The 23224-nt window shown below is 65.9% G+C and carries 21 protein-coding genes and 1 riboswitch; of the genes, 15 read left to right on the top strand and 6 right to left on the bottom strand.

Annotated features, from left to right (window positions below; translation table 11 throughout):
• Positions 1-34 precede the first annotated feature (34 nt).
• The 3 genes from ACCQ08_RS13590 to ACCQ08_RS13580 are packed head-to-tail and all read left to right on the top strand — an operon-like array spanning position 35 to position 2534.
• Positions 35-1093 carry a UDP-glucuronic acid decarboxylase family protein gene (locus ACCQ08_RS13590; RefSeq protein WP_373450097.1) on the top strand — a complete coding sequence of 353 codons (1059 nt, stop codon included), beginning with the start codon at positions 35-37 and terminating at the stop codon, positions 1091-1093.
• Complete coding sequence (locus ACCQ08_RS13585; protein WP_373450096.1) at positions 1023-1931, top strand: glycosyltransferase; 909 nt, start codon at positions 1023-1025, stop codon at positions 1929-1931. Before ACCQ08_RS13590 ends, ACCQ08_RS13585 begins: the two co-directional genes overlap by 71 nt.
• Positions 1932-2534, top strand: a complete 603-nt coding sequence (locus tag ACCQ08_RS13580; protein ID WP_373450095.1) for a hypothetical protein — start codon at positions 1932-1934, stop codon at positions 2532-2534.
• Positions 2535-2567: 33 nt separating this feature from the next.
• Here the strand turns inward: ACCQ08_RS13580 and ACCQ08_RS13575 are convergent, their stop codons facing one another.
• The 6 genes from ACCQ08_RS13575 to ACCQ08_RS13550 are packed head-to-tail and all read right to left on the bottom strand — an operon-like array spanning position 2568 to position 8549.
• Complete coding sequence (locus tag ACCQ08_RS13575; protein ID WP_373450094.1) at positions 2568-3353, bottom strand: SDR family oxidoreductase; 786 nt, start codon at positions 3351-3353, stop codon at positions 2568-2570.
• Between the two features lies 1 nt (position 3354).
• On the bottom strand, positions 3355-4398 hold the full coding sequence (locus ACCQ08_RS13570; RefSeq protein WP_373450093.1) for an ABC transporter substrate-binding protein: 1044 nt from the start codon (positions 4396-4398) through the stop codon (positions 3355-3357).
• 39 nt (positions 4399-4437) lie between these two features.
• On the bottom strand, positions 4438-5211 hold the full coding sequence (locus ACCQ08_RS13565; protein WP_373450092.1) for an ABC transporter permease: 774 nt from the start codon (positions 5209-5211) through the stop codon (positions 4438-4440).
• Complete coding sequence (locus ACCQ08_RS13560) at positions 5208-5954, bottom strand: ABC transporter ATP-binding protein (protein WP_373450091.1); 747 nt, start codon at positions 5952-5954, stop codon at positions 5208-5210. Before ACCQ08_RS13560 ends, ACCQ08_RS13565 begins: the two co-directional genes overlap by 4 nt.
• Positions 5955-5964: 10 nt before the next feature.
• Positions 5965-7470 (bottom strand): acyl-CoA reductase, encoded by a 1506-nt coding sequence (locus ACCQ08_RS13555; RefSeq protein WP_373450090.1) that lies wholly within the window; start codon positions 7468-7470, stop codon positions 5965-5967.
• On the bottom strand, positions 7467-8549 hold the full coding sequence (locus tag ACCQ08_RS13550; protein WP_373450089.1) for a long-chain fatty acid--CoA ligase: 1083 nt from the start codon (positions 8547-8549) through the stop codon (positions 7467-7469). The genes ACCQ08_RS13555 and ACCQ08_RS13550 overlap by 4 nt, the downstream gene beginning before the upstream one ends.
• A 65-nt stretch (positions 8550-8614) precedes the next feature.
• Positions 8615-8706, bottom strand: a riboswitch (TPP riboswitch).
• 375 nt (positions 8707-9081) lie between these two features.
• On the opposite strand from ACCQ08_RS13550, the gene ACCQ08_RS13545 reads away from it, so the two are divergent.
• The 12 genes from ACCQ08_RS13545 to chrA all read left to right on the top strand — a co-directional run bounded on the left by ACCQ08_RS13545 (position 9082) and on the right by chrA (position 23221).
• On the top strand, positions 9082-9894 hold the full coding sequence (locus ACCQ08_RS13545; RefSeq protein ID WP_230777563.1) for a class II aldolase/adducin family protein: 813 nt from the start codon (positions 9082-9084) through the stop codon (positions 9892-9894).
• A gap of 120 nt (positions 9895-10014) precedes the next feature.
• Positions 10015-11577 carry an ABC transporter substrate-binding protein gene (locus tag ACCQ08_RS13540; protein ID WP_373450173.1) on the top strand — a complete coding sequence of 521 codons (1563 nt, stop codon included), beginning with the start codon at positions 10015-10017 and terminating at the stop codon, positions 11575-11577.
• Between the two features lie 242 nt (positions 11578-11819).
• Complete coding sequence (locus ACCQ08_RS13535) at positions 11820-12794, top strand: ABC transporter permease (RefSeq protein ID WP_373450088.1); 975 nt, start codon at positions 11820-11822, stop codon at positions 12792-12794.
• Positions 12795-12808: 14 nt separating this feature from the next.
• The gene (locus ACCQ08_RS13530; RefSeq protein ID WP_312835045.1) at positions 12809-13708 is read left to right on the top strand and encodes an ABC transporter permease; all 900 of its coding nucleotides are present in this window, start codon (positions 12809-12811) and stop codon (positions 13706-13708) included.
• A gap of 38 nt (positions 13709-13746) precedes the next feature.
• Positions 13747-15402, top strand: a complete 1656-nt coding sequence (locus ACCQ08_RS13525) for a dipeptide ABC transporter ATP-binding protein (protein WP_373450172.1) — start codon at positions 13747-13749, stop codon at positions 15400-15402.
• Complete coding sequence (locus ACCQ08_RS13520; RefSeq protein ID WP_373450087.1) at positions 15399-16433, top strand: 2-hydroxyacid dehydrogenase; 1035 nt, start codon at positions 15399-15401, stop codon at positions 16431-16433. Before ACCQ08_RS13525 ends, ACCQ08_RS13520 begins: the two co-directional genes overlap by 4 nt.
• Before the next feature lie 55 nt (positions 16434-16488).
• Positions 16489-17871: an aspartate aminotransferase family protein gene (locus ACCQ08_RS13515; protein WP_373450086.1), complete on the top strand. Its 1383-nt coding sequence runs from the start codon at positions 16489-16491 to the stop codon at positions 17869-17871.
• An 8-nt stretch (positions 17872-17879) separates the two neighbouring features.
• The gene (locus ACCQ08_RS13510; protein WP_373450085.1) at positions 17880-18932 is read left to right on the top strand and encodes a histone deacetylase family protein; all 1053 of its coding nucleotides are present in this window, start codon (positions 17880-17882) and stop codon (positions 18930-18932) included.
• Positions 18925-19890: a DMT family transporter gene (locus tag ACCQ08_RS13505; protein ID WP_373450084.1), complete on the top strand. Its 966-nt coding sequence runs from the start codon at positions 18925-18927 to the stop codon at positions 19888-19890. The genes ACCQ08_RS13510 and ACCQ08_RS13505 overlap by 8 nt, the downstream gene beginning before the upstream one ends.
• A 1-nt stretch (position 19891) precedes the next feature.
• Positions 19892-20737, top strand: a complete 846-nt coding sequence (locus tag ACCQ08_RS13500) for a GntR family transcriptional regulator (protein WP_373450083.1) — start codon at positions 19892-19894, stop codon at positions 20735-20737.
• On the top strand, positions 20734-21771 hold the full coding sequence (locus ACCQ08_RS13495; protein WP_373450082.1) for a histone deacetylase family protein: 1038 nt from the start codon (positions 20734-20736) through the stop codon (positions 21769-21771). Before ACCQ08_RS13500 ends, ACCQ08_RS13495 begins: the two co-directional genes overlap by 4 nt.
• 91 nt (positions 21772-21862) lie before the next feature.
• The gene (gene chrA, locus ACCQ08_RS13490; protein ID WP_373450081.1) at positions 21863-23221 is read left to right on the top strand and encodes a chromate efflux transporter; all 1359 of its coding nucleotides are present in this window, start codon (positions 21863-21865) and stop codon (positions 23219-23221) included.
• Positions 23222-23224: the final 3 nt, after the last annotated feature.

The raw sequence follows: 23224 nt of genomic DNA, 5'->3' as shown, positions 1-23224 counted from the left end.
TTTATTTTCTAATCCATCCGCTGCGCAGAGCCCTATGACAGTCACACCATCTCCCAAGTGCATTCTGGTCACCGGAGGTGCGGGTTTTCTGGGCTCCCACCTGTGCGAACGCCTGCTGACCGAAGGCCACCAGGTGGTCTGCCTGGACAATTTCTCCAGCGGCTCGCCGGGCAACATCACCGCACTGCTCGGCCACCCCGCGTTCAGTCTGCTGCAGCAGGATGTGGTGGATCCCATTGGGCTGCTGCAAGTCGACCAGATCTACAACCTGGCCAGCATTGCCTCACCGCAGCTGTATCAGCGCAACCCGGTACAGACCCTCAAGACCAATGTGCTGGGCGCCATGCAGGTGCTCGATCTGGCCTTGCGCTGCGGAGCCAGAGTGCTCCAGGCGTCCACCAGCGAGGTCTATGGCGATCCGCTGGTGCACCCGCAGCCTGAGAGCTATCTTGGCAATGTGAACCCCATTGGCCCACGCGCCTGCTATGACGAGGGCAAGCGCTGCGCGGAAACCCTGTTTGCCGACTACCAGCGCCAGCACGGCCTGTCCATCAAGATCGTGCGCATCTTCAACACCTATGGGCCGCGTATGCTGCCCAGTGATGGCCGGGTCATCAGCAGCTTTTTCAGCCATGCACTACAAGGCAGTGGCATGCCCATTCATGGAGATGGCCACCAGACCCGCAGTTTTTGCTATGTGAGCGACATGGTAGAGGGCCTGATGCGCATGATGAACAGCGATGCCGCCATCACCGGCCCGCTGAACCTGGGCAACCCCGAAGAGATCGACGTGCTCAGCCTGGCCAGAAAGATTGCTGCACTGACAGGGAGCGCCGCTGCTCCGGTATTTCTCCCCGGCCAGCCGGACGATCCTCGGCAGCGCAAGCCCGATATTTCCCAGGCGCGGCAGATGCTGGGCTGGGCTCCCCAGGTCTCGCTTGACAATGGACTCTCCCACACCCATGCCCAGCTGCAACGTGCTGCCGCCTTTGCTACCGCCCACAGCCAAGACCCTGTTGCTGATGCCTTACTACGAGGACATCCAGGCCTGTCAGCTTTTGCTGCAAGCGCTGCACGCACAGCTCGGACCTGACTGCTTTGTGCTCTTCGTCGATGACTGCTCGCCCCAGCAGTCCCTGACAGCGAGCGCACTCTCCAACGCAGGACTGCCCGGGCGCATTCTGCGCTTGCGCCGCAATGCCGGCCACCAGCAGGCGCTGGCCCTGGGCCTGCAGTACCTGGCCCCACATCTGCAGTCCCAGCAGCAACTGGTGCTCATGGATTCCGATGGCGAAGATGCGCCCGAGGCCGTCCCCGGCCTGCTGGCCAAGCTCAGCCAATCTGCCGGCGCCATCGATGCCATCGTCGCAGCCCGGGGCAAGCGCCGTGAGCGCTGGACCTTTGTCGCCTGCTACCGCGCCTACCAGTTGCTCTTTCGCCTCAGCACAGGGCGGGTGCTGGATTTTGGCAACTTCATGGTGCTGTCTGCGCCCGCCGCGCAGGCGCTCGCCGCCCACCCCAGCTTGCCCGTCCATATTGCCGCCAGCCTGCTGGCCAGCGACTTGCGCCTGGGCCGCCATACAGTGGACCGGGCCAAGCGCTATGCCGGGGTCTCCAACCTGCCTGCACTGGTGGGCCATGGGCTGCGCGCCATCCGGGTATTCAAGGCCCGCGTACTGCAGCGTCTGCGCCACGCCGCGCTGCTGCTGGCGGGCTTGGCGGCCGTGCTGGCCTGGCTCAGCACCGGGCAGAGGGGCGCAGGCCTGGCGCTGTTCGGGTTCTGGGGCTGCACGGCGCTGGCCTTGCTGTACGCGCTGGTGTACGGGCTGCTGGCCTGGAAGCTGGGAGACAGCTATCCTCAGCCCGACATGGCCATGGTCGCCGCGACCATTGATGTGCCAGCACCTGACCGCAAGGCACCGGAGGCCTGAATGAAAAAGCTGCGGTTCGCGCTTCTGTCCTGGCTGGCTTACCCCGTGCTGGCGGCCCTCAGCTACCTGCTCTATATTCGGCTGCTCACGGTCGATGTAGTGCTCTACGCTGCCTTGGCCGCTGCAGCGCTTGCGCTGGTGCTGCAGGCACTGCTGCTGTGCTGTCTGTCAACCTGGCGGGCCTTCAGCATCCTGGAGAAATGCCAGCATCTGTTGGTCTGCGCGCTGACGGGTTACGCGCTGGCCCTGAGCGTGCCCACGGTGATTGACCGTTCGCTGTCGTTCTACATTCTGGAGAAGCTGCAGCAACGGGGCGGCGGCATTGCGCACAGCAAGATGGACCAGGTCTTCAAAGACGAATACATGCACGAGCACCGCCTGATCGACATCCGGCTCACCGAACAACTGGTATCGGGCACCATCCGCATCGATGACCAAGGCTGCGTGCTGTTGACGCCCCGGGGCGAGCGTCTGGCGCATTTCAGCCGGTGGTTCCGCCACTATGGCCTGCCACACCAGCGCCTGATTGGCGACAGCTACTCGGCCGATCTGGTTGACCCTTTTGCCCACAGCCAGTCAGCGCCCGACTACCGCTGCCATTGAACGGCTTGCGTGGCCTGGGCTTCCTGTGGCCCATCAACGCATCACCAAGCCCCCATCCACCAGCAACACCTGCCCCGTCATAAACCGGCTCAGGTCCGATGCCAGGAACAGCACCGGCCCGGCCACATCCTCGGGGCTGGCCAGGCGGCGCAGCGGGGTGGCGGCCATCAGCGATTCGCGGAAGGATTCGCGGGTTTGCGCGCTGCCCTGGGTGGGGTAGACGAGGCCTGGGGCGACACAATTGACGCGTATCCCAAAGGGCCCCAGCTCGCTGGCGAGGTTGCGGCTGAAGCCCACCAGCGAGGCCTTGGCCGTGCTGTAGTCGTGGTAAGCGACAACCGGGTGCTCCACCAGATTGCTGGTGATATTGACGATGCTGCCCCGGGCGCGCTGGCGCATTTGCGGCAGCACCGCACGGCAGACATGGAAGGCGCCGCCCACGGCGGCATCGAACTGCGCCTGGTAGTCGCTCCAGGCCAGGGCATCGAGCTGCTGGCGGCGCTCCGGGTCAAAGGCATAGGGGCGCAAGGCATTGTTCACGACGACATCGATGGGCCCGGCCTCCTGCGCAATGGCCTGGGCCATCGCGTCCACCGCGGCCGGGTTGCCCACATCGGCCTGCACGGCCCAGGCGTCGCCGCCGGCGGCCTGGCAGGCGGCCACGGTCTGGGCCGCTGCAGCCTCATTGGCCAGGTAGTTCACCACCACGGTGGCGCCTTCGCGCGCAAAGGCCTGGGCAATGGCCGCGCCAATGCCCCGGCTGGCACCTGTTACCAGCACCACCTTGCCGCGCAGGTTCAACGCACTGCTGTCCAGCATCTCAGGCCCCCGGCAGCCAACGGCTGTCCACCACATCGGCCACCTGGATGGGCTGCTGCACCAGGCCCAGCGCATGGTAGGCATCGGCACCCTTTTGCAGCGCGACCAAGTCAAAGCTGCCCAGCGGCGCTGCCTTGCCCTGCACCCGCAAGCTAGGCTGGGCCGATGCATTGCGCAGGCCGATCACATCAAGGTTGATGTCGCGCTGGGTGCCATCGATGGCGCGTTTGGTGGCCAGAGTGGCGGCCTCTTCGGGGTTGGCGATCATCCAGGCCGCGCTGTCGCGGTAGCCGCGCAAGAAAGCCTGCAGCAACGCCGGCTGCTGCTCCAGCGTCTGCCGGCGCACCACAAACATGTCGCTGGACATATTGAGGTAGTCGCGCACGGGCATCACATGCACCTCGCCCATGCCCATGCCCTTGCGCAGGCCCACGGCCAGGCCGGTGTCAGTGGCGGCCGTCGCATCGACCTGGCCTTGCATCAGCGGCGCAAAGTTCAAAAGGCCCGTGACGACAATGCGCACATCCGATTCCTTGAGCCCCGCCTGGTGCAGCATCACCAGCAGGTTCTGGCGCGTGCCGCTGGCCAGGCTGTAGACGCCAATGGTCTTGCCCTTCAGATCCGCCGGGCTGCGGATGCCGCTGGAGCGCAGCGACACCACGTTGAACACGTTTTGCGGGTAGATGTCGTAGATGGCAACCAGCTTCTCGCCCTTGTCCAGCGCCATGAAGAACGAGCCCGGGTCGGTAAAGGCCACATCGCCCTGTCCGCTTAGGATATTGCGGATCGCGTCACCACCACCCGCACCCGGCAGGTAGGTCAGGTCCACCCCCTGGGCCTTGAAAAAGCCCTTGTCCGGTTCGGCCAGGATGTTGGTGATTTCGCTGATCGGCTTGCTCCAGCCGGCCAGGCGGATCTTGCCGCTGACCGGGGTTGCAGCGCCCGCTGTGATGCCCGTGCCCGCCAGGCCCAGGCCCAAGAGGCCAGCAGAGGCGCCCAGCCAGCGGCGGCGCGAGAGGGAAGAGGTCAGAAAAGGTGCAGACATAAGCGGTCCATCCAGAAGCAATCGGGCAAAAATCAAAAATCAACGGCCTGGGCCAGCGACCGCATGGCGACGCAGCAATCTGCGCTCCAGCAGCAAACAGGCCTGGTACAGCAGCAGGCCCAGTGCTGCGATCAGCAGCAGTGCGGCAAACATCAACGTGGTGTCCATCATTCCCTGCGCGGCAATCACCACCGCGCCCAGCCCTTGGCTGGCGCCCATGAACTCAGCCACTACCGCACCCACCAGCGCCAGCACCACAGCCACGCGCAGGCCGGCCAGAATGGCCGGCAAGCCTGTGGGCAGCTTGAGCCGCAATAACGTCTGCAGCCGGCTGGCCCCCAGCATGCGAAACAGCTGCAAGCGCTTCACATCGACCTGGCGCAGGCCCGTCAAGGTGTTTTCCATTAGCGGAAAAAAACAGACCAGGGCCGTGATCAGCACCGTCGGCAGCATGCCAAAACCAAACCACAGCACAAACAACGGCGCCAGCGCCAGCTTGGGCACCACCTGGCTGACCACCACATAGGGCCGGAGCACGCGCTCCAGCAAGACCGACTCGGCCAAGGCCATGCCGGCCAGCAAGCCAAAAGATGCGCCCGCCGCCAGGCCCAGCAGCACCGCCTGCACGGTGGCCGCCACATGCGGCCAGAAGTAGCCGGATGCGAGCCCCGTCCACAAGGCCTGCAGCACCGCCGACGGCACCGGCAGCACCAGCGCCGAGATACCTCCCAGGCGCCCTGCGCCCTCCCACACGGCCAGCAGCAGCACCAGCAGCGCAGCGGCCCACAGCCGGGCTTTCAACAGGGGGTTCATGCGCTGGCCCCGTCCATCGCGGCGCGCACCTGGGCCGCATAGGCGTTGAAGGCCGGGCCATGGCGCATGGCCTGGGTGCGCGGCGCCGGCAGATCAATGCGGATGTCGGCGACGAGGCGCCCGCCATGCATCAGCGCCACCCGGTCGCCCAGGTACACGGCCTCGTTGATGTCATGGGTGACAAATAGCACCGTGGTGCCGCGTGCGCGGCAGCTGCGCAGCAGCTCATCCTGCAGCTCGGCGCGGGTGATGGCGTCGAGGGCGGCAAAGGGCTCGTCGAGCAGCAGCAAGGCGGGCTCACGCATCAAGGCCCGCGCCAGCGCCACCCGGCTTTGCTGCCCGCCGGACAATTGGCCGGGTTGCTGCCGGGCCAGCGCTGCCAGGCCCAGTTGGGCCAGCAGCTGCTCGGCCGCGTGACGATCCTGCGCCGTGGGCTTGCGCTGCAGCGACAGCGGCAGCAGCACATTGTCCAGCACCGTCAACCAGTCCAGCAACGTGGGCGACTGGAACATTACACCCAACTGCGGGCCGGGTGCGGCCAGGCTGCCGCCGGCGCGCACAATGCGGCCCGCCTGGGGCTGCAGCAGGCCAGCGACGAGCTGCAGCAAGCTGGTCTTGCCGCAGCCGCTGCGGCCCAGCAGGCAGTGGAAGGCGCCTTGCGCCATCTGCCAGCTCACGCCATCCACAACCGGGGCCTGGCCCGGGTAGGCAAAACTCAGGCGCTCGATATCAATCCATGCCATCGCGCCGCCCTCAGTCTGCATAGCGGGCCAGCGGCTGCGCAGCGGCCTCGGCAGCGGCATCGATCTCGGTCATCCGCACCAGGTCGAGCAGGCTAAAGCGCCCATCGTGGTGCCAACCGGCCTCGGGCACGCCCATGGCGCCCAAGGCGCTGATGCGGGTGACCCCGGCAGCGCCCAGCAGGCCGGCGAGGCGGTACAAATCCTCGGGTCCCACGGCCAGGCCTGCGGTCTGGAGGTAGTCGCGCTGGGCTGCCACCAGCGGCAGCGCCTGCTCCAGGCGGTCCACCCCCACCACCACAATGCTGCGGTACAGCGCGGTGGGCGCGAGCGGCTCCAGGCTGTCGCTATAGGCCACGCTCCAGGGCGCATCGGCCGGGCCGATCAGCAATGGCGCCGCGCCATCATCGGCCGGCGCGCGCCACTCCAGCGACTGCTGCCAGCGTGCCAGGCCGGCGCCCTCTTCCAGGTCCAGCGGCCGGCGTGCAAAGCGCTGCTGCAGATTGGCCAGCTCGGCCGCCAGGTAATCGGCAAAGGCGCGGGGCGCGACGGTAGCGCCCCGCTCTACATAGAACACATGGGGTGAGTAGCAGCCCTGCTGGTCGTAGCGCATGACATCCCAGGCGGCCAGCCGCGCATGGGCCGGCGCTTTGACGGCATCCAGCGCCGCCTTAGCCACCATGCCAAACCCCAGCTTGTGGCCATGGGGCAAAAATCGCGTCGTTACCGGCAACTGCTGGCGCAGTGCGGCCAGCGTCTGGTTGCTGCCATAGGCCATCACGGTATCGGCCTGGGCGTAGAGCACTTGCGCGCCATCGGCGCTGTCGCCCGTCTGCGCGCCGCCGGGCCACCAGACCACCGCCAGGCAGTCGGCCAGGGGTGGATGCACTTCGGCCAGCAAACGCGCAAACCAGCCGGCAAACAGCGGCTCGGCACTGGCCAGCTTGCCAATGCTGGGCGCTTTGACGAGCAGGCCGCAGACCAGGCTCCACAGCGACAGCGCCGGCACATTGCCGGCCCAGCTGTGCAGCAGCAGGCCCGGGCCATGGGCGCGCACCGCCCCGCCTTTGACGGCGGGCACAAAGCCATCGAGCACAGCAGGGTTGGCAAAATCCTCGCCGGCAAAGCGCCACAGCTGGGGCGCCCGAAAAGTCTTGAACAGGCCGTTGAGCCCCAGACGCACCATTGCCGCGTCATAGCCGCAGACCAGCGGCAGGCAGGCATCGATCTGGCGGCGATAGGGGTCGGCCGGGTCCAGCAGGCGGGCCATCGCGCGGTCAATGGCGGCGACGATCTCGGCCAGCGGCATTGGCTGCAGCTGGCGCTGCGCGGCCGCTCGCACCCGCGCGGTCAGCGCCTGCATCTGCGCGCCGCTGAGCACTGGCACCTCGACCTCCAGGTGGGCGCCCGCGCGCTCAAACACCAGCACCTGCCAGCGCACCTGGTTGTCATCCAGGCCAGGCAGGTAGCCGGCCCGCATGCGCTCGGCCATGCGCTCAAGCGCTTGTGCCTGCATCATGCGCGCGCCGCTTGCACAAACTCATCAACGGCCAGGGAGCAGCCCTTGGCGGCAGCCCCTTCGGCCCGGCCCAGCAGCAAAAAGCCGCCCTCGGCCCACTGGCCCACATCCTCGGTCAGGATGGTGCTGACCGCGTTGTAGTTGGCCAGGTCGCAGTGCACCAGAATGCCGCGCTCACCCGGCGCCACACTGCGGCCGCTGACGGGCTCGACCAGGCGCGAGCGAATCCAGTGCGGTCCGGACTTGACCGAAGGCAAGCGGGCATTGCCGTTGTCATAGAACTGGGTGCTCAGCTCGGTCATGCCATACATGTTGATGCACAGCGCGGGCGGCACACCCAGCAGCTCGGTCAGGCCGGCATAAAAATCGGCCAACGGCAGATCGCGCGACTGGCCCTTGTAGCCGCCGGTGTCCAAAATGCGGCTGCCCACCGGCAGCTGAAAGCGGCGGCCCTGGGCGCGCAGCGCATCCATCACATGCACGAGGCTGAAGCTCGCGCCCAGCAGCGCATAGGGCTGGCCGGTGCGCTCGGCCGCTTCCAGCACGGCGCAGAGCCCGTCCATATCCAGGCCCTCCGGCCCCAGAAAATAGCGGCTCTCCGGCGTACCAAAGCTCGACTTGGCCAGCGCCAGGTAATGCGCCAGCGACGAGTTGGGCATGGCCACTTCATCGGGGAACAGGATGCCCATCGGCATGCGCGCCGTGCCCTGCATGAAGCGGGTGGCGAAGTGCCGCTGCATCGACAGGTCATACACCTGCAACGCCGGATGAAAATGCCGGCCCCGCGCGGCGCGGCCGGTGGTGCCGCTGGTCATGAAGACGCGTTCGGCCTGCGATGGCGGCTCGCTGCGCAGCTCCAGCGCCTTGAAGGCATCGATGGGCACGGCCGGGATATCGCTCCAGGTCTTGACCGTGCGCGGGCTGGCGCCACGGCGCTGGCAAAAGCTGCGGAACGGCGTATTCGATGCGTATTGGTAGGCAAAAAGGCGCAGCGCGAGCTGGTCAAACTGGTCATCGGTGCAGCCATCCATTGCGATGAATGCAAGCAGGTCTGCGACCAGCGTATCGGCCTTGTCCATGGAATTCCTTCGAGAGCGGTGACGTCATGCTCCGAAGGCTCCCCCCATGCGCGCAACGCGGCCCATAGCAGGGAACTGGCTCTTCTTCCGCCGGAATGACCCGGTTCAAGTTCTCGGGTGTAGATCTCAGCACTGGCGTGCACCCCGGAGCAGGCGCCATCTTAACCGAGCACCACAGGCACGAGGCCGAGCTGGCGTCAAGCCAGGGTCTGCGCCACGGTCAATCCCACGACCTCCGCCAACCCCACATCAGGGAAAACACCAGGGCCACCGCGATGGTGCATGCGCGTCCTTCCACCAGTCGCACATGCACCAGGCCAAGGCATTTCCTGCCGATTCCTGCACCATATCCAGGCGGCGCGGCATCCACGTAACCCATTGTGGTGCCTTGCAAATTTTCTGCAGCAGATCAAAGCAGCCATGCTGGAAATCACCTAGTCCGGCACCCTTTTCTTCTGCGATTCAGTCTGTTAACTTATGTCCTGTCGACAGACGACTATCGCTAGACGACATAAATCCAACGAGGACAACAATGCTTGCAATGGCTGATGCCGACGTCCAATCCGGCTACGACAAATCGCATACCGAAAGCGAACAGCGGGTTCGCGAAGACCTGGCCGCCGCCTATCGCCTGATGGCCCATTTCGGGATGGACGACAGCATCTACACGCACATCTCGGCGCGGGTGCCGGGCCGTACTGACCAGTTCCTCATCAACCCCTTTGGCACCCTGTTCAAGGACATCACGGCCAGCTCGCTGGTCAAGATCGATGCCGAGGGCCGCATCGTGGAAGACACGCCCTACCAGGTGAACCCGGCCGGCTTTGTGATCCACAGCGCCGTGCATGCCGCGCGGCACGACGCCGCCTGTGTCGTGCACTCCCACACCGAAGCGGGCGTGGCCGTCTCCTCGCTGCAATGTGGTCTGCAGCCTAGCAACCAATGGGCACTGCAGTTCTACAACCGCGTCGTCTACCACACCTTCGAAGGCATCGCGCTGGATCTGCATGAGCGCGAGCGCCTGGTCGCCGACCTGGGCAGCACGGCCAAGGCGATGGTGCTGCGCAACCACGGCCTGCTCACCTTGGGCAACAGCGTCGCCGAGGCCTTCATCCTGATGCTGAACCTGGACCGCGCCTGCCGTGTGCAGCTGGCCATCCAGTCCAGCGGCCAGGCCATCAACCCCGTGCCGCCCGAGGTGTGCGAGCTGACCGCACGCCAGTACGAAAGCGGCGACACCGATGTGATGCCCGGCCAGCCCAAGCGCGCCGACCCGCATGAGCGCGAATGGCAGGGCCTGCTGGGCTTTTTGCAGCCCCCGGGCCGCAGCCACTACCGCGACTGACCAGCGCGACGGACCTGCGACTGACGCCCCCGACCCTTGCATGCCGCCGCCTTTGCGGCCCCTCCGCCGCAACCCCACCGGGCCAGGCACCCCTCGATACCAAGACAGGAAGCAACCATGATCAATCGGCGTGAACTCATCTCCTACAGCCTGGCAGGAGCCGGCCTCAGCATCGCGGGCGTGCCCATGGCGGCCCTGGCACAGCAGACCAAGGGAACGATCAACGTGATGGTGCAGCCCGAGCCCTCGGGCCTGATGCTGGGCATCGTGCAAAACGGCCCGACCCAGCTGGTATCCGGCTATATCTACGAGGGTCTGCTGCGCTACGACGACAAGCTGGAGCCCCATGGCCTGCTGGCGACGGCCTGGAGCCGCTCCGACGACGGCCTGACCTACACCTTCAAGCTCAAGTCCGGCGTCAAGTGGCACGACGGCAAGCCCTTCTCCGCCGATGACGTGGTGTTCTCGGTCGACAAGTTTCTGCGCAAGACCCATGCCCGCCTGCGCGCATCGCTGGAGCCGCTGGAGAGCGTGCGCGCCATCGATGCGCAGACGGTGGAGTTCAAGCTCAAGTACCCGTTTGGCCCCTTCATCAGCCTGTTCGACACCGGCTCGATGCCGATGATCCCCAAGCACATCTACGACAACACCGACTACGCCACCAACCCGGCCAATGCCAAGCCCATCGGCACGGGTCCCTTCAAGTACAAGGAATGGGTGCGGGGCTCCTACATCCAGCTGGTGGCCAATGAGCTCTACCACACCAAGGGCGAGCCGATGGTGGAGAACCTCTACTTCCACATCATTCCCGATGCAGCCTCGCGCGCTGCGGCCTTTGAATCGGGCAAGGTCGATGTGGTGCCAGGGGGCGCGGTCGAGTTCTTTGACGTGGCGCGCCTGGCCAAGCTGCCCGGTGCGGCGGTCACCACCAAGGGCTGGGAGTTCTACTCGCCCCATTCCTGGCTGGTGCTCAACAACCGCAAGGCGCCGTTTGACAACCCCAAGTTCCGCCAGGCCGTCATGTATGCGATGGACCGCGAGGCCATGGTCAAGGTCGCCTGGCAGGGCTTTGCCAAGACGGCGGCCGGCCCCTTCAACCAGCATGTGAAGTTCGCCTCCGACGACGTCACCAAGTACCCGCGTGATCTGAACAAGGCCAAGGCCTTGCTCAAGGAAGCCGGCTACAAGGGTGAGACCGTTCGCCTGCTGCCGCTGCCCTATGGCGAATCCTGGCAGCGCCTGGCCGAGATGATCCGCCAGAACCTGATCCAGGCCGGCATCAAGGTGGAGACCACCGGCACTGACGTGGCCGGCTGGAACCAGCGCACCGCCGAATGGGATTTCGACATGGCTATCATCTATGTCTACCAGTACCCCGATCCAGCGCTGGGCGTGGCCCGTACCTACACCAGCCACACGATCGCCAAGGGCTCGCCGTTCAACAACATCGAAGGCTATGTCAACCCCAAGGTGGATGCGCTGTTAGACGCCGGCGCCAAGGCGCTGACCGATGCCGACCGCGCCAAAGCCTATGCCGAGGTGCAGAAGATCCTGACCGAGGAGGTGCCGGTGGCCTGGTTGCATGAGATCAACTTCCCCACGCTCTACCGTACCAAGATCAAGAACCCGATCAGCTCCGGCGTGGGCTTGAACGACAGCCTGAGCCGTGCCTCGATAGGCTAAGAGCCGCTAACACAACCCTTGATACGTCGTTGCCCTGCCTTGTCGTACTACTGTACTGCCTGCGGCAGGACGCCTAGTCTCAACCGCAAACCTTCGGTTTGCTGGGTCGTGTTAGCAGCTCTAAGCACCGGCTGCGGCCCCTGGCCGCAGCGCATCTCTTCTTGCTGAACTCTGCACGCTGCCAGCGCCACTGGCGCGTGCGGGATGGCTACGCTTTTGTCTCGCTCCAAGGTCTCCCCGCTATGAACCGCCTCCGCTACATGTCCGTCCGGGTGCTCCAGGGTCTGCTGGTACTCATGTGCATAGCCACCGTCAACTTCATGCTGATACGGGCTGCGCCCGGCGACCCGGTCGCGGTGATCGCCGGTGAAGCCGGCGCTTCGGACCCGCAATTCGTCGCCCACCTGCGCGAGCAGTTTGGCCTGGACAAGCCCGTCACCACCCAGCTGGCCAACTACCTAGGCCACATCACGCAGCTGGACCTGGGCTTTTCCTACCGGCAGCAGCGCCCGGTGCTGGAGCTGATTGCCGAACGCCTGCCCGCCACCTTGCTGCTCACCGGCAGTGCCTTTGTGATGTCGCTGATCTTTGGCGTGGCCTTGGGCGCCACGGCCAGCCGCCATGCCGGCAAATGGGTGGACAGCGCCATTACCTTTGTGGCGCTGGTGTTCTATGCCACGCCGCTGTACTGGCTGGCGATGATGGCGGTGCTGGTGTTCTCGGTGCAGCTGAGCTGGCTGCCCGGTTTTGGCTACTTCACCGTTGGCAGCGATGCCACCGGCCTGGCCCGCGCCTGGGACATTGCCCAGCACTTGGTGCTGCCCTCGCTCACCCTGGCGCTCTTTTATATGGCGGTTTATGCCCGCATGACCCGAGCCTCGATGCTCGAAGTCGCGCAGATGGACTTTGTCAAAACCGCCCGCGCCAAGGGCGTGCGCATGGGCCGCATCCAGCGCCAGCACATTCTGCGCAATGCCCTGCTGCCCATCGTCACCCTGGCGGGCATCCAGGCCGGCGGCCTCATTGGCGGCGCGGTGCTGACCGAGACCGTGTTTGCCTGGCCCGGCATTGGCCGCCTGATGTTCGATGCCCTGCTGCAGCGCGACTACAACCTGCTGCTGGGCTGCTTCCTGGTCGCAGCCGCCGTGGCAGTGCTGTTCAACCTGATCACTGATTTTGTCTACACCCTGGTCGATCCCCGGATCGAGCTGGGCTGAAACGGAGCCTTGCGATGACTGCCCTCTCTGAACCGGCCCTGGCGGCCGACACGCCCCCCGCCAAGAACAAGCACCGGTCCACCTTCTGGCGCCGCTTTTGCCGCAACCGTGGCGCGCTGCTGGGCCTGGCCATCTTGCTGCTGGTGGCGCTGCTGGTCTGCTTTGGCCCGCTGCTGGCCGCCCACAACCCCTGGGACATGGTCGAGCAACCGTTTTTGCCGCCGATGGAGCGCGAAGGCTTTGCGATGGGCACCGACACCATGGGCCGCGATATTCTCTCGGGCCTGGTACTGGGCGCCCGCATCTCGCTGCTGATTGCGGTGATCTCCACCTTGGTGTCGCTGCTGATCGGTGTGGGCATCGGTGCCATCTCGGGCTACTTTGGCGGCTGGGTCGATGCCAGCCTGATGCGCTTTACCGAAATGTTCCAGTCCGTGCCCAGCTTTGCGCTGGCCCTGGTGCTGGTGGCCATTTTTGAGCCCTCGGTCAACTCCATCATCGTGGCCATTGCACTGGTCTCCTGGCCGCCGGTGGCGCGCCTGGTGCGCGGCGAATTTTTGACCCTGCGCCAGCGAGATTTTGTCGCCGCCGCCCAGCTGGCCGGCCAAAGCACGCCGCGCATCATCCTGGCGCAGATCCTGCCCAATGCGGCCTCGTCCATCGTGGTGATGGCCTCGCTGATGGTGGCCACCGCGATCCTGCTCGAATCGAGCCTGAGCTTCATGGGCCTGGGTGACCCCAACCTGATGAGCTGGGGCTACATGATCGGCTCGGCCCGCACCGTGCTGCGCCAGGCCTGGTGGATGGCCGTGTTCCCCGGCGTCGCCATCCTGCTCACCGTGCTGGCCTTCAACCTGGTGGGCGAAGGGCTGAACGACGGACTCAATGCGCGCCAGGACGGGAAGACGAAATGAACGCCTACTCACCCGAAGCCCTGCATATGCTTGCACACATGCCTGACCAGCCCACTACTCCGGAGCCGGTGCTGACCGTGCGCGGCCTGGACATCCGCCTGCCGCTGGGCGCCGACCGCGCGTTGGCCGTCACCCAGGCCAACCTGCAGATCCTGCCCGGCCAGACCCTCTGTGTGGTCGGCGAATCGGGCTCGGGCAAGTCGATGATCGCCAACGCCATCATGGGCCTGCTGCCCCGCCCCAAGGTGGAGCCGGTGGCTGGCGAGATCCTGTTTGACGGCCAAGACCTGCTGCGCCTGAGCGAAGACCAGCTGCGCGAGCTGCGGGGCAGCCGCATGGCCATGGTGTTCCAGGAGCCGATGACGGCGCTGAACCCGGTGATGCGCATTGGCGACCAGATGGCCGAGGCGCTGGATGCCCACCTGCAGCTGCCCGCTGCCGACAAGCGCCGCCGCATTATCGCCGCGCTGACCGACGTGCGCCTGCCCGAGCCCGAGCGCCTCATCGATGCCTACCCGTTTCGCCTCTCGGGCGGCCAGCGCCAGCGCGTGATGATCGCCATCGCGATGCTGCTGGAGCCCAGCCTGCTGATTGCCGACGAGCCCACCACCGCGCTGGATGTGACGACGCAGGCGCAGATCCTGCAGCTGATGCGTGCGCTGCAGAAAAAGCGCGGCATGGCCATGCTCTTTATCACCCACGACTTTGGCGTGGTGGCCGAGATTGCCGACCATGTGGTGGTGATGCAGACCGGCGTCGTGGTCGAAGCCGGCCCGGCCCGCCAGGTGCTGCGCAATCCCCAACATGCCTATACGAAGAAGCTGCTGGCCGCCATTCCGCATGGCAATGTGCGCGAGACCCAGGCCAGCACCGCGCAGCCGGTGCTGCAGGTCAAGGACCTGTGCAAGGTCTACCGCACTGGCGGCGGCTTTTTGCGGCCCGCGCGTGAGGTGGTGGCCGCCGAGCGCATCAGCTTTGACCTGGGCCGCGCCCAGACCCTGGGCGTGGTGGGCGAGTCGGGCTCGGGCAAGTCGTCTCTCGGCCGCTGCATTGTGGGCCTGGCACCGTTTGACAGCGGCGACATCCTCTTCAACGGCCAGCGCCTGAGCTCGGGCGCCGCGCTGCGCCGCCAGGCCAAGGGCAAGATCCAGATGGTCTTCCAGGACCCCTATGCATCGCTCAACCCGCGCCACAAGATTGGCGCGGCCATTGCCAGCGGCCCCATTGCCCAGGGTGTCCCCAAGGCCGAGGCCCTGCGCCGCACGATGGAGCTGCTGGAGCTGGTCGGCCTGGGGCCCGAGGCGGCCGAGCGCTACCCGCATGAGTTCTCTGGCGGCCAGCGCCAGCGCATCGGCATTGCCCGCGCACTGGCGATGGAGCCTTCGTTGCTGGTGGCCGACGAACCGGTCTCTGCGCTTGATGTGTCCGTGCAGGCCCAGGTGCTCAAGCTGTTTGCAGAGGTGCGCGAGCGCTTTCAGCTCAGCATGGTCTTCATCACCCATGACCTGCGCGTGGCGGGCCAGATGTGCGACCACCTGGCGGTCATGCAGCGGGGCCGCATTGTGGAATACGGCCCCACCGCCCAGGTGCTGGGCAACCCCCAGCACCCCTATACGCAAACCTTGATCGACGCCATCCCCTCGCTGGAGCACCGCAGCGACGAGGCCGGCGCAGAACAGCGGAGCCGCGCATGACCGCCATGCCCAGCACCGATGCCCAGGCCGCCGCGCCTGGCAACGCCCCGGGGGATACGCCCCGGAGCATCGCTTTTCTGAGCAAGAGCATTGCGATGGACTTCTTGCTGCCCGCCTACCAGGCGCAGTTCCCCGGCAGCCGGCTGCTGCTGGGTGCCGAGCTGCAGGCGCTGCTTGACGCTGGCCAGCACAGCGATATCGAGGTAGCGGTATGCTGGCACCCGCCCGCTGCCCAACTCGCGCAGCTGACCCGGGACGCTGGCCTGCAGCTGGTGCAATCGATTGCCGCCGGCATTGACCATATCGACACCCAGGCGCTGCCTGCAAGCACGCCCGTGTGCCGCATTGTGGACAGCACCATGGGCTATGGCATGACAGCGTTTGTCAGCTGGGCCGTCATCCACCGCCAGCGCCATATGGACCGCTATGTGGCCCATGCAGCGCAGCGCCAGTGGCGCGAGGAGCCCATCATTGCCCCCAGCCAGCACCGAGTGGGCATTGCCGGCTTAGGCACCCTGGGCCAAGGCTGTGCCCGCGCGTTGCTGGCCATGGGCTACCAGGTGCGCGGTTGGAGCCGGTCGGCCAAGCAGGGTCTGCCCGCTGGTCTGGAAGGCTTGCAAACCTTCCACGGCCAGGCGCAGAAAGCGGAGTTCCTGAGCGGCTGCGACACCCTCGTCTGCCTGCTGCCGCTGACCGATGAGACCCAGGGCTTCCTCGATCTGGCCTTGATGCGCCAGCTGCCGCGCGGCGCGCACCTGGTCAATGTGGGCCGGGGCGCCCACCTGGTCGAGGCCGATCTGCTGACCGCGCTGGCCGAAGGCCAGATTGGCGCCGCCACCCTGGACACCTTCAGCACCGAGCCGCTGCCAGCGGACCACCCGTTCTGGCAGGACCCGCGCATTCTGGTGACCCCGCATATCGCCACCCGCACCGATCCGCGCGTCATCGCCCGGCAGACCGCCCACAACTTCCGCCGCATCCGTGCAGGCCAGGCCGCCGAGGTGGCCGTGGACCTGGGACGCGGTTACTGACGCCCCGCAAGCCCGTTAGAGAGTAAGCACCACCCAGCCCCCAGGAGATTTGGACATGAACGCAGCAGACAACACCCCAAAACGCAGCGCGCTGGACGCACAGGACATTGGCGCCCACCTGCACCCCTACACCAACCTGGCCGCGCATGAGGACGTGGGCCCGCTGATGATCACGCGGGGCGATGGCATCCATGTGATCGACGAACAAGGCCGCAAGTACATCGAGGGCATGTCGGCGCTGTGGTGCAGCTCGCTGGGCTTTAGCCACCCGCGCCTGGTGCAGGCCGGCATCGATGCGCTCAAGACGCTGCCCTACTACCACACCTTCAACCACCGCTCCAACCCGGCGATTGCCCAGCTGGCGGACCGGCTGATCCAGCTGGCCCCGGCACCGATGGCCAAGGTCTTCTTTGCCAACTCGGGCTCGGAAGCCAATGACACAGCCATCAAGATCATCTGGTACTACCACAACGCCATTGGCAAACCCGCCAAGAAAAAGATCCTGGCGCGCCAGCGCGGCTACCACGGCGTGACGGTGGCGGCCGCCAGCCTGACCGGCCTGCCCGCCAACCACCAGGACTTTGACCTGCCGATTGCGCGCATCGGCCATGTGGAATGCCCGCACCACTACCGCTATGCCAACCCCGGCGAGAGCGAGGCCGACTTTGCCACCCGCCTGGCCGATGCGCTGGAGCAGCGCATTCTGCAGGAGGGGCCCGATACCGTCGCCGCCTTCATTGCCGAGCCGGTGATGGGCGCTGGCGGCGTCATCGTGCCGCCCGAGACCTATTTTGAAAAAATTCAGGCCGTGCTCCGTAAGTACGAGGTGCTGATGGTGGCCGACGAGGTCATCTGCGGCTTTGGCCGCACCGGCCAGATGTTTGGCTCGCAGACCTTCGGCATCCAGCCCGACATCCTGACCTGCGCCAAGGCGCTGTCCTCGGGCTATGTGCCGATATCGGCCGTCATGGTCTCGCCCAGGATCTACGAGGCCATGGCCGCCAACAGCGGCAAGATCGGAACCTTTGGCCATGGCTATACGTATTCTGGCCACCCGGTGGCGGCGGCGGTGGCGCTGGAGACGCTCAAGGTCTACGAGGACGAGCAGATCCTGGCCCATGTCAACCGGCTCAGCCCCATCTTCCAAGGCCGCCTGCGCGGCTACCTGGAGCGCGCCCATGTCGGCGAGGCGCGGGGCATGGGCATGATCGGTGCCATCGAGCTGGTAGCCAACAAGGCCACGCGCCAGCCTTTTGACCCGGCGCTGAAGCTGGGCTACCGCCTGGCCCAGTACGCACAGGAAGAAGGCCTGATCGTGCGCGCCATGGGCGACGCGGTGGCACTGTGCCCGCCGCTGATCATCACCGAAGCCGAGATGGCCGAGATGTTCGCGCGCCTGGACCGGGCGCTGGACAAGCTGCAGGCCACCCTGCCATGAGCGCCGCCATGCAAGCCTTCTACAGCCCTGACCAAGCGCTGCACCACCCCAGCCAGTTCATGCGGCTGGGCAAGCTGGTGCCCGCGCCCGATCTGCCCAGCCGCGCCGAAACCCTGGCCGATGCCTTGCAGCAGGCGGGCCTGGCCGTCAGCACCCCGCCCGACCTGGGCCGCGCGCCGCTGGAGGCCGTGCACGCCCCGCACTACCTGGACTACCTGCAAACCGCCTGGCCGCGCTGGCAAGCCATGCTGGCCAGCGGCGCCAATGCCGGCCCCGAGGTGATGGCCAACCTCGCGCCCTACGCCGGCGTGCCTGCCGGCCAGCGCCGCCCGCGCTGCCCATCGCCGGCGCTGGTACCGCAAACCGGCTACTACCTGGGCGATCTGTCCTGCCCGCTGGGGCCGGACAGCTGGCAGTCCATCCTGCGTTCGGCCCACAGTGCCGTGGCCGCTGCCGATGCGGTGATTGCCGGCGACCGCATGGCCTATGCGCTGTGCCGTCCCTCGGGCCACCATGCGCACTGGGACCGGGCCAGCGGCTTTTGCTATGTCAACAACAACGCCTGCGCCACCGCGCGCCTGGCCGCGCATTTTGGGCGGGTGGCCGTGCTCGATGTCGACGCCCACCATGGCGATGGCACGCAGAGCATCTTCTACGCCCGGGACGATGTGCTGACGGTCTCCACCCATGCGGAGACGAGCAGCTACTTTCCGTTCTACACCGGCTACGCCGATGAGCGCGGCGCCGGCGCGGGCGAAGGCTACAACCTGAACCTGCCGCTGGCCCATGGCAGCGGCAATGCGGAGTTTTTGGCTGCGGTGGACACCGGCTTGGAAGCAGTGCGTGCCTTTGCCCCGCAGGCCGTCGTGCTGGCCCTGGGCTTTGACACCTTCAAGGACGACCCGATCAGCGTGCTGAAGGTGGACTTTGAGGCCTACCGCGCCGTCGGCCAAAAGCTGCGCGCACTTGGCCTGCCTCTGGTGGTGGTGCAGGAAGGCGGCTACCTGGTGGAAGCCATCGGCCCGGGCCTGCAGGCCTTTTTGGAGGGCCTCCATGGCTGAGCGGGCTGCACAGCACCACAGCCAGATCGGCAGCCCAGCGCCCTTGCCAGCGCAGCGCGAGGCCGATGCCGCGCGCCGGCTGCGCCAGGGGCTGGGCCTGTTTCTGGCAGCGCTGCTGTGTTTTGCCTGTTATGACGCCTTTGCCAAGCACATGCTGGCCCGCTACCCGGCCACGGTGATGAACCTCTCGCGCTACACAGCCGTCGGCATGCTGGCCTTGTGGGTGATGCACCGGCATGGCGACTGGTCGGCGCTGCGCTGGGGGCGCCTGCGCAGCGGCAAGTTACTGCTGCTGCGCAGCCTGATGCTGGCGATTGTGGCCACCTGCTTCATGACGGCACTGGCGACCATGCCGCTGGCCGAGGCCACCGCCATCTATTTCACCGCGCCGCTCATCATGGTGGCGCTCTCGCCCTGGCTGCTGGGCGAGCGGGTCGGCCGCGTGCAATGGGTGGCGGTGCTGCTGGGCTTTGCCGGCATGCTGCTCATCGTGCGCCCGGGCAATGCCCTGCCGCTGGCCGGCACCGTGCTGATGGCCATCTCGGCGGTCTGCTATGCGCTGTTCCAGGTGCTCACGCGCAAGCTCTCGGGGGTGGTGCCGGCGGCGGTGCAGTTTGCCTATATGGCGCTGTTTTGCCTGATCATCACCAACCTGCCGGCCCTCTTCCACCCGATCACCGAATGGCCCGATGCGCCGCAGCTGGCCTTGCTGCTGGCCGGTGGTTTTGTCAGCGGTGGCGCGCAGTTGCTGCTGCTGCAGGCCTTCCAGCGCGCCTCGGCCTCGACCCTGGCGCCGATGAACTATGTACAACTGTTGCTGGCGGTGCTGATCAGCACCTTCTGGTTCCAACGACCGCCAGACAGCCTGGCCCTTTATGGCATGCTGATGATCAGCGCTGCCGGCGTCTACCTTGCATGGCCCCGGCGGCAAAAGCACACCGCTCACCAGGCATCCTGACATGACATCTGAGACCCTTAGCAAAAACATCGCCTTGCACGGCGAGGAGACAGACAACCCCGGCTTTTCGTCGATCCGCGTGCCCGATCTGGTGGAGCTGGTGGAGCGCCAGCTGCTGCAGGCCATCTTTGAAGGCCGGCTGCCACCGGGCTCGCGCATTGTCGAGGCCGAGCTGTCGCGCCAGATGGGCGTGAGCCGCGCCCCGCTGCGCGAAGCGGCCCGGCGGCTCGAGAGCCAGGGCGTCATCGTCTCGACGCCGCGCAAAGGCTTTACCGTGCGCACCTTCAGCCCCAAGGAGATCCAGGACCTGTTCCAGGTGCGCCTTGGCCTGGAAGTGATGGCCGCACGCCTGGCCTGCGAGGTGGCCACCGATGCGCAGCTGGCATCGCTCAAGGCCTATGCCGATGACATGCTGGAGCGCGCACCGACCCTGAGCAATATAGAGCGGGTGACGATGGACCTGGGCATGCACACCGCCATCTCGCGCCTGTCGGGCAACGAGTATCTGCAGCGCATCTTTGCCAATATGCAGGCCGAGATCCGCATCTGCCAGGGCTTTATCGAGCGCCAGTACCGCGACCCGGTGTTCATCGCGCAATCGCACTTCCCGGTGGTCGATGCCATCCTGCGCCGCGATGCCGATGCCGCAGAAAAAGCGCTGCGCGTGCACTTGGTGGACGCGCAGGACAAGGCCCATGCCCAGGTGCTGCACGGCGACCAAGTGCCGGATGCCCGCCCCAGCGCCATGCCCACATCCGCACCGGTATCCGCCACCCAGGCCAAGCCCAAGGCCGGCGCCACCGCCTCTTCCGTTTCTTCCTCCCGACGAAAACCGCCCAGACCATGAAATTCATCTACAGCCACGCGCACCGCAGCCACGACCCGCAGCAATTCATGGTGCGCGGCCAACTCAAGCGCAGCAATGAGCAACCCGAACGCGCCGAGATCCTGCTGCGCTCCGCGCAAAAGGCGGGCCACCAGCCGATGCTGGCCGAAGATTTTGGCCCCGGCCCGCGCGCAGCCGTCCACACCCCCGAGTATCTGCACTTTCTGCAAACCGCCTGGCAACGCTGGCAGGCGCTGCCCGATGCCTCGCTCGAAGTGCTGCCCAATGTCTTCCCCTTCCCCGGCCAGCCCTTTACCTACCCGGACCACTTGGTCGGCCAGGCCGGCTACCACATGGGTGACTGCGCCTGCAGCATTGGCGAGCACACCTCGCACGCGGCGATCCACTCCGCCCACTGCGCCACCCATGCCGCCGAACTGGTGCTGCAAGGCGAACAAGCCGCCTACGCGCTGTGCCGCCCACCGGGCCACCACGCCTATGTGGACCGCGCCAACGGCTTTTGCTACCTGAACAACGCCGCCATTGCCGCCCAGCACCTGCGCAGCAAGCATGCCCGCGTGGCCGTGCTCGACATCGACGTGCACCACGGCAACGGCACCCAGGGCATCTTCTGGCGCCGCCAGGATGTGCTGACCGTATCAATCCATGCTGATCCGCATTTCTGCACCCCCTTCTTCACCGGCCATGCGCATGAGCGCGGCGAAGGCGAAGGCCTGGGCTACAACCTGAACCTGCCCCAGCCCAAGGGCACCACCACCGACCAGTACCTGCGCGCGCTGGAAACCGCCCTCACCACCATCCGCCAGTACGCCCCCGGCGCCCTGGTGCTGGCGCTGGGCCTGGACGCCCACGAACACGACCCCTACCAGGCCCTGGCCATCGACACCCCTGGCTTCGCCCGCATCACCGAAAAAATCGCGCAGCTGGGGCTGCCGACGGTGATCGTGCAGGAAGGCGGGTATCTGAGTGAGGATTTGGGCTTGAACCTGGAGAGTGCGTTGCGGGGGTTCGAAACGGGAGCAGGCTACAGGTAGGCTAGAATTCTGCGACCGGGATAGCAGCCTCCCGGCCCGCAAGGGTAGACGGTGTCCCGTCCAAGTGCTGGGTATTCTCTATGGAGTTTTTATGGACACCGGTTTGCCCACATCAACGGACCCCGTTGCACCTACGTCTCTGTCGTTGTCTGACGCTTTACGCTTCTGGCTGAAGCTGGGGTTCATCAGCTTTGGCGGCCCTGCCGGTCAAATCGCCCTCATGCATGAGGAGCTGGTTGACCGCCGCCGGTGGATCTCCGAAAAGCGCTTTCTGCACGCCCTCAACTATTGCATGCTGCTGCCCGGGCCGGAAGCGCAGCAGCTGGCCACCTATCTGGGCTGGCTGCTGCACCGGACCTGGGGCGGTGTGCTGGCCGGCGTTCTTTTTGTTCTGCCGTCCCTCTTTCTCATCATTGCGCTGGCGTGGCTGTATATGGCCCATGGTGACATGCCCGTCATTGCAGGTTTCTTCTATGGCATAAAGCCGGCTGTCACGGCGCTGGTGGCACAGGCCGCCTACCGCGTGGGGTCCCGCTCCCTCAAGAACCGCTGGCATTGGGGCATTGCGGCCGCTGCGTTCATGGCCATCTTTGCGCTGAATGTTCCGTTTCCGCTCATTGTGGTGGTGGCTGCTGCGGTCGGTTACCTCGGCGGCAAGCTGCAGCCAGACGCCTTTGGTGGCGCCAGCCATGGCCCAGGCACCGCAGTGCGGCAGGGGGAACATGCACTGATAGACGACGACACCCCCACGCCGCCGCATGCCCGATTTTCCTGGCGGAGATTCTGGTCCGTGGCGCTGGTGTGCCTGGCACTGTGGGCCGGCGCCATGGCCCTGCTTGCGGCGCTGTTTGGGCTGGATTCCGTGTTGGTGCAAATGGGCTGGTTCTTCACCAAGGCAGCGCTGATGACCTTTGGAGGCGCCTATGCGGTACTGCCTTACGTCTACCAAGGGGCCGTGGAGAACTTCCAGTGGTTGACCGCCCCCCAAATGATGGACGGGTTGGCCTTGGGTGAGACCACCCCTGGCCCGCTCATCATGGTGGTGTCCTTCGTGGCTTTTGTCGGGGGTTGGACCAAGGCCGTCTTCGGCGCGGATTCGCTGCTGCTGGCGGGCGTGGTGTCGGCTGTGGTGGTCACGTTCTTCACCTTTCTGCCTTCGTTCCTTTTCATATTGCTGGGCGGCCCGTTCATCGAGTCCACCCACGGCAACCTGAAGTTCACCGCGCCATTGGTGGGCATCACCGCTGCCGTTGTCGGTGTCATCGTGAATCTGGCTGTCTTCTTTGCCTACCATGTGCTGTGGCCCCGGGGCTTCGCGGGAAGCCTGGATGGGGCATCGATGGCCATCGGGCTGGCAGCGGCGATTGCCTTGCTCCGCTACCGGGTCAATGTGGTGTATGTGATTGTGGCTGCGGGCTTTGCCGGCCTGTTGGTGCGGCTGTTGCTCTGACTG

Source organism: Comamonas sp. SY3 (assembly GCF_041730275.1).
Classification (GTDB): Bacteria; Pseudomonadota; Gammaproteobacteria; order Burkholderiales; family Burkholderiaceae_C; genus Comamonas; species Comamonas sediminis.
Note: the sequence above shows the minus strand (reverse complement) of the source record. Positions and strands in the feature narration are given on the sequence as shown.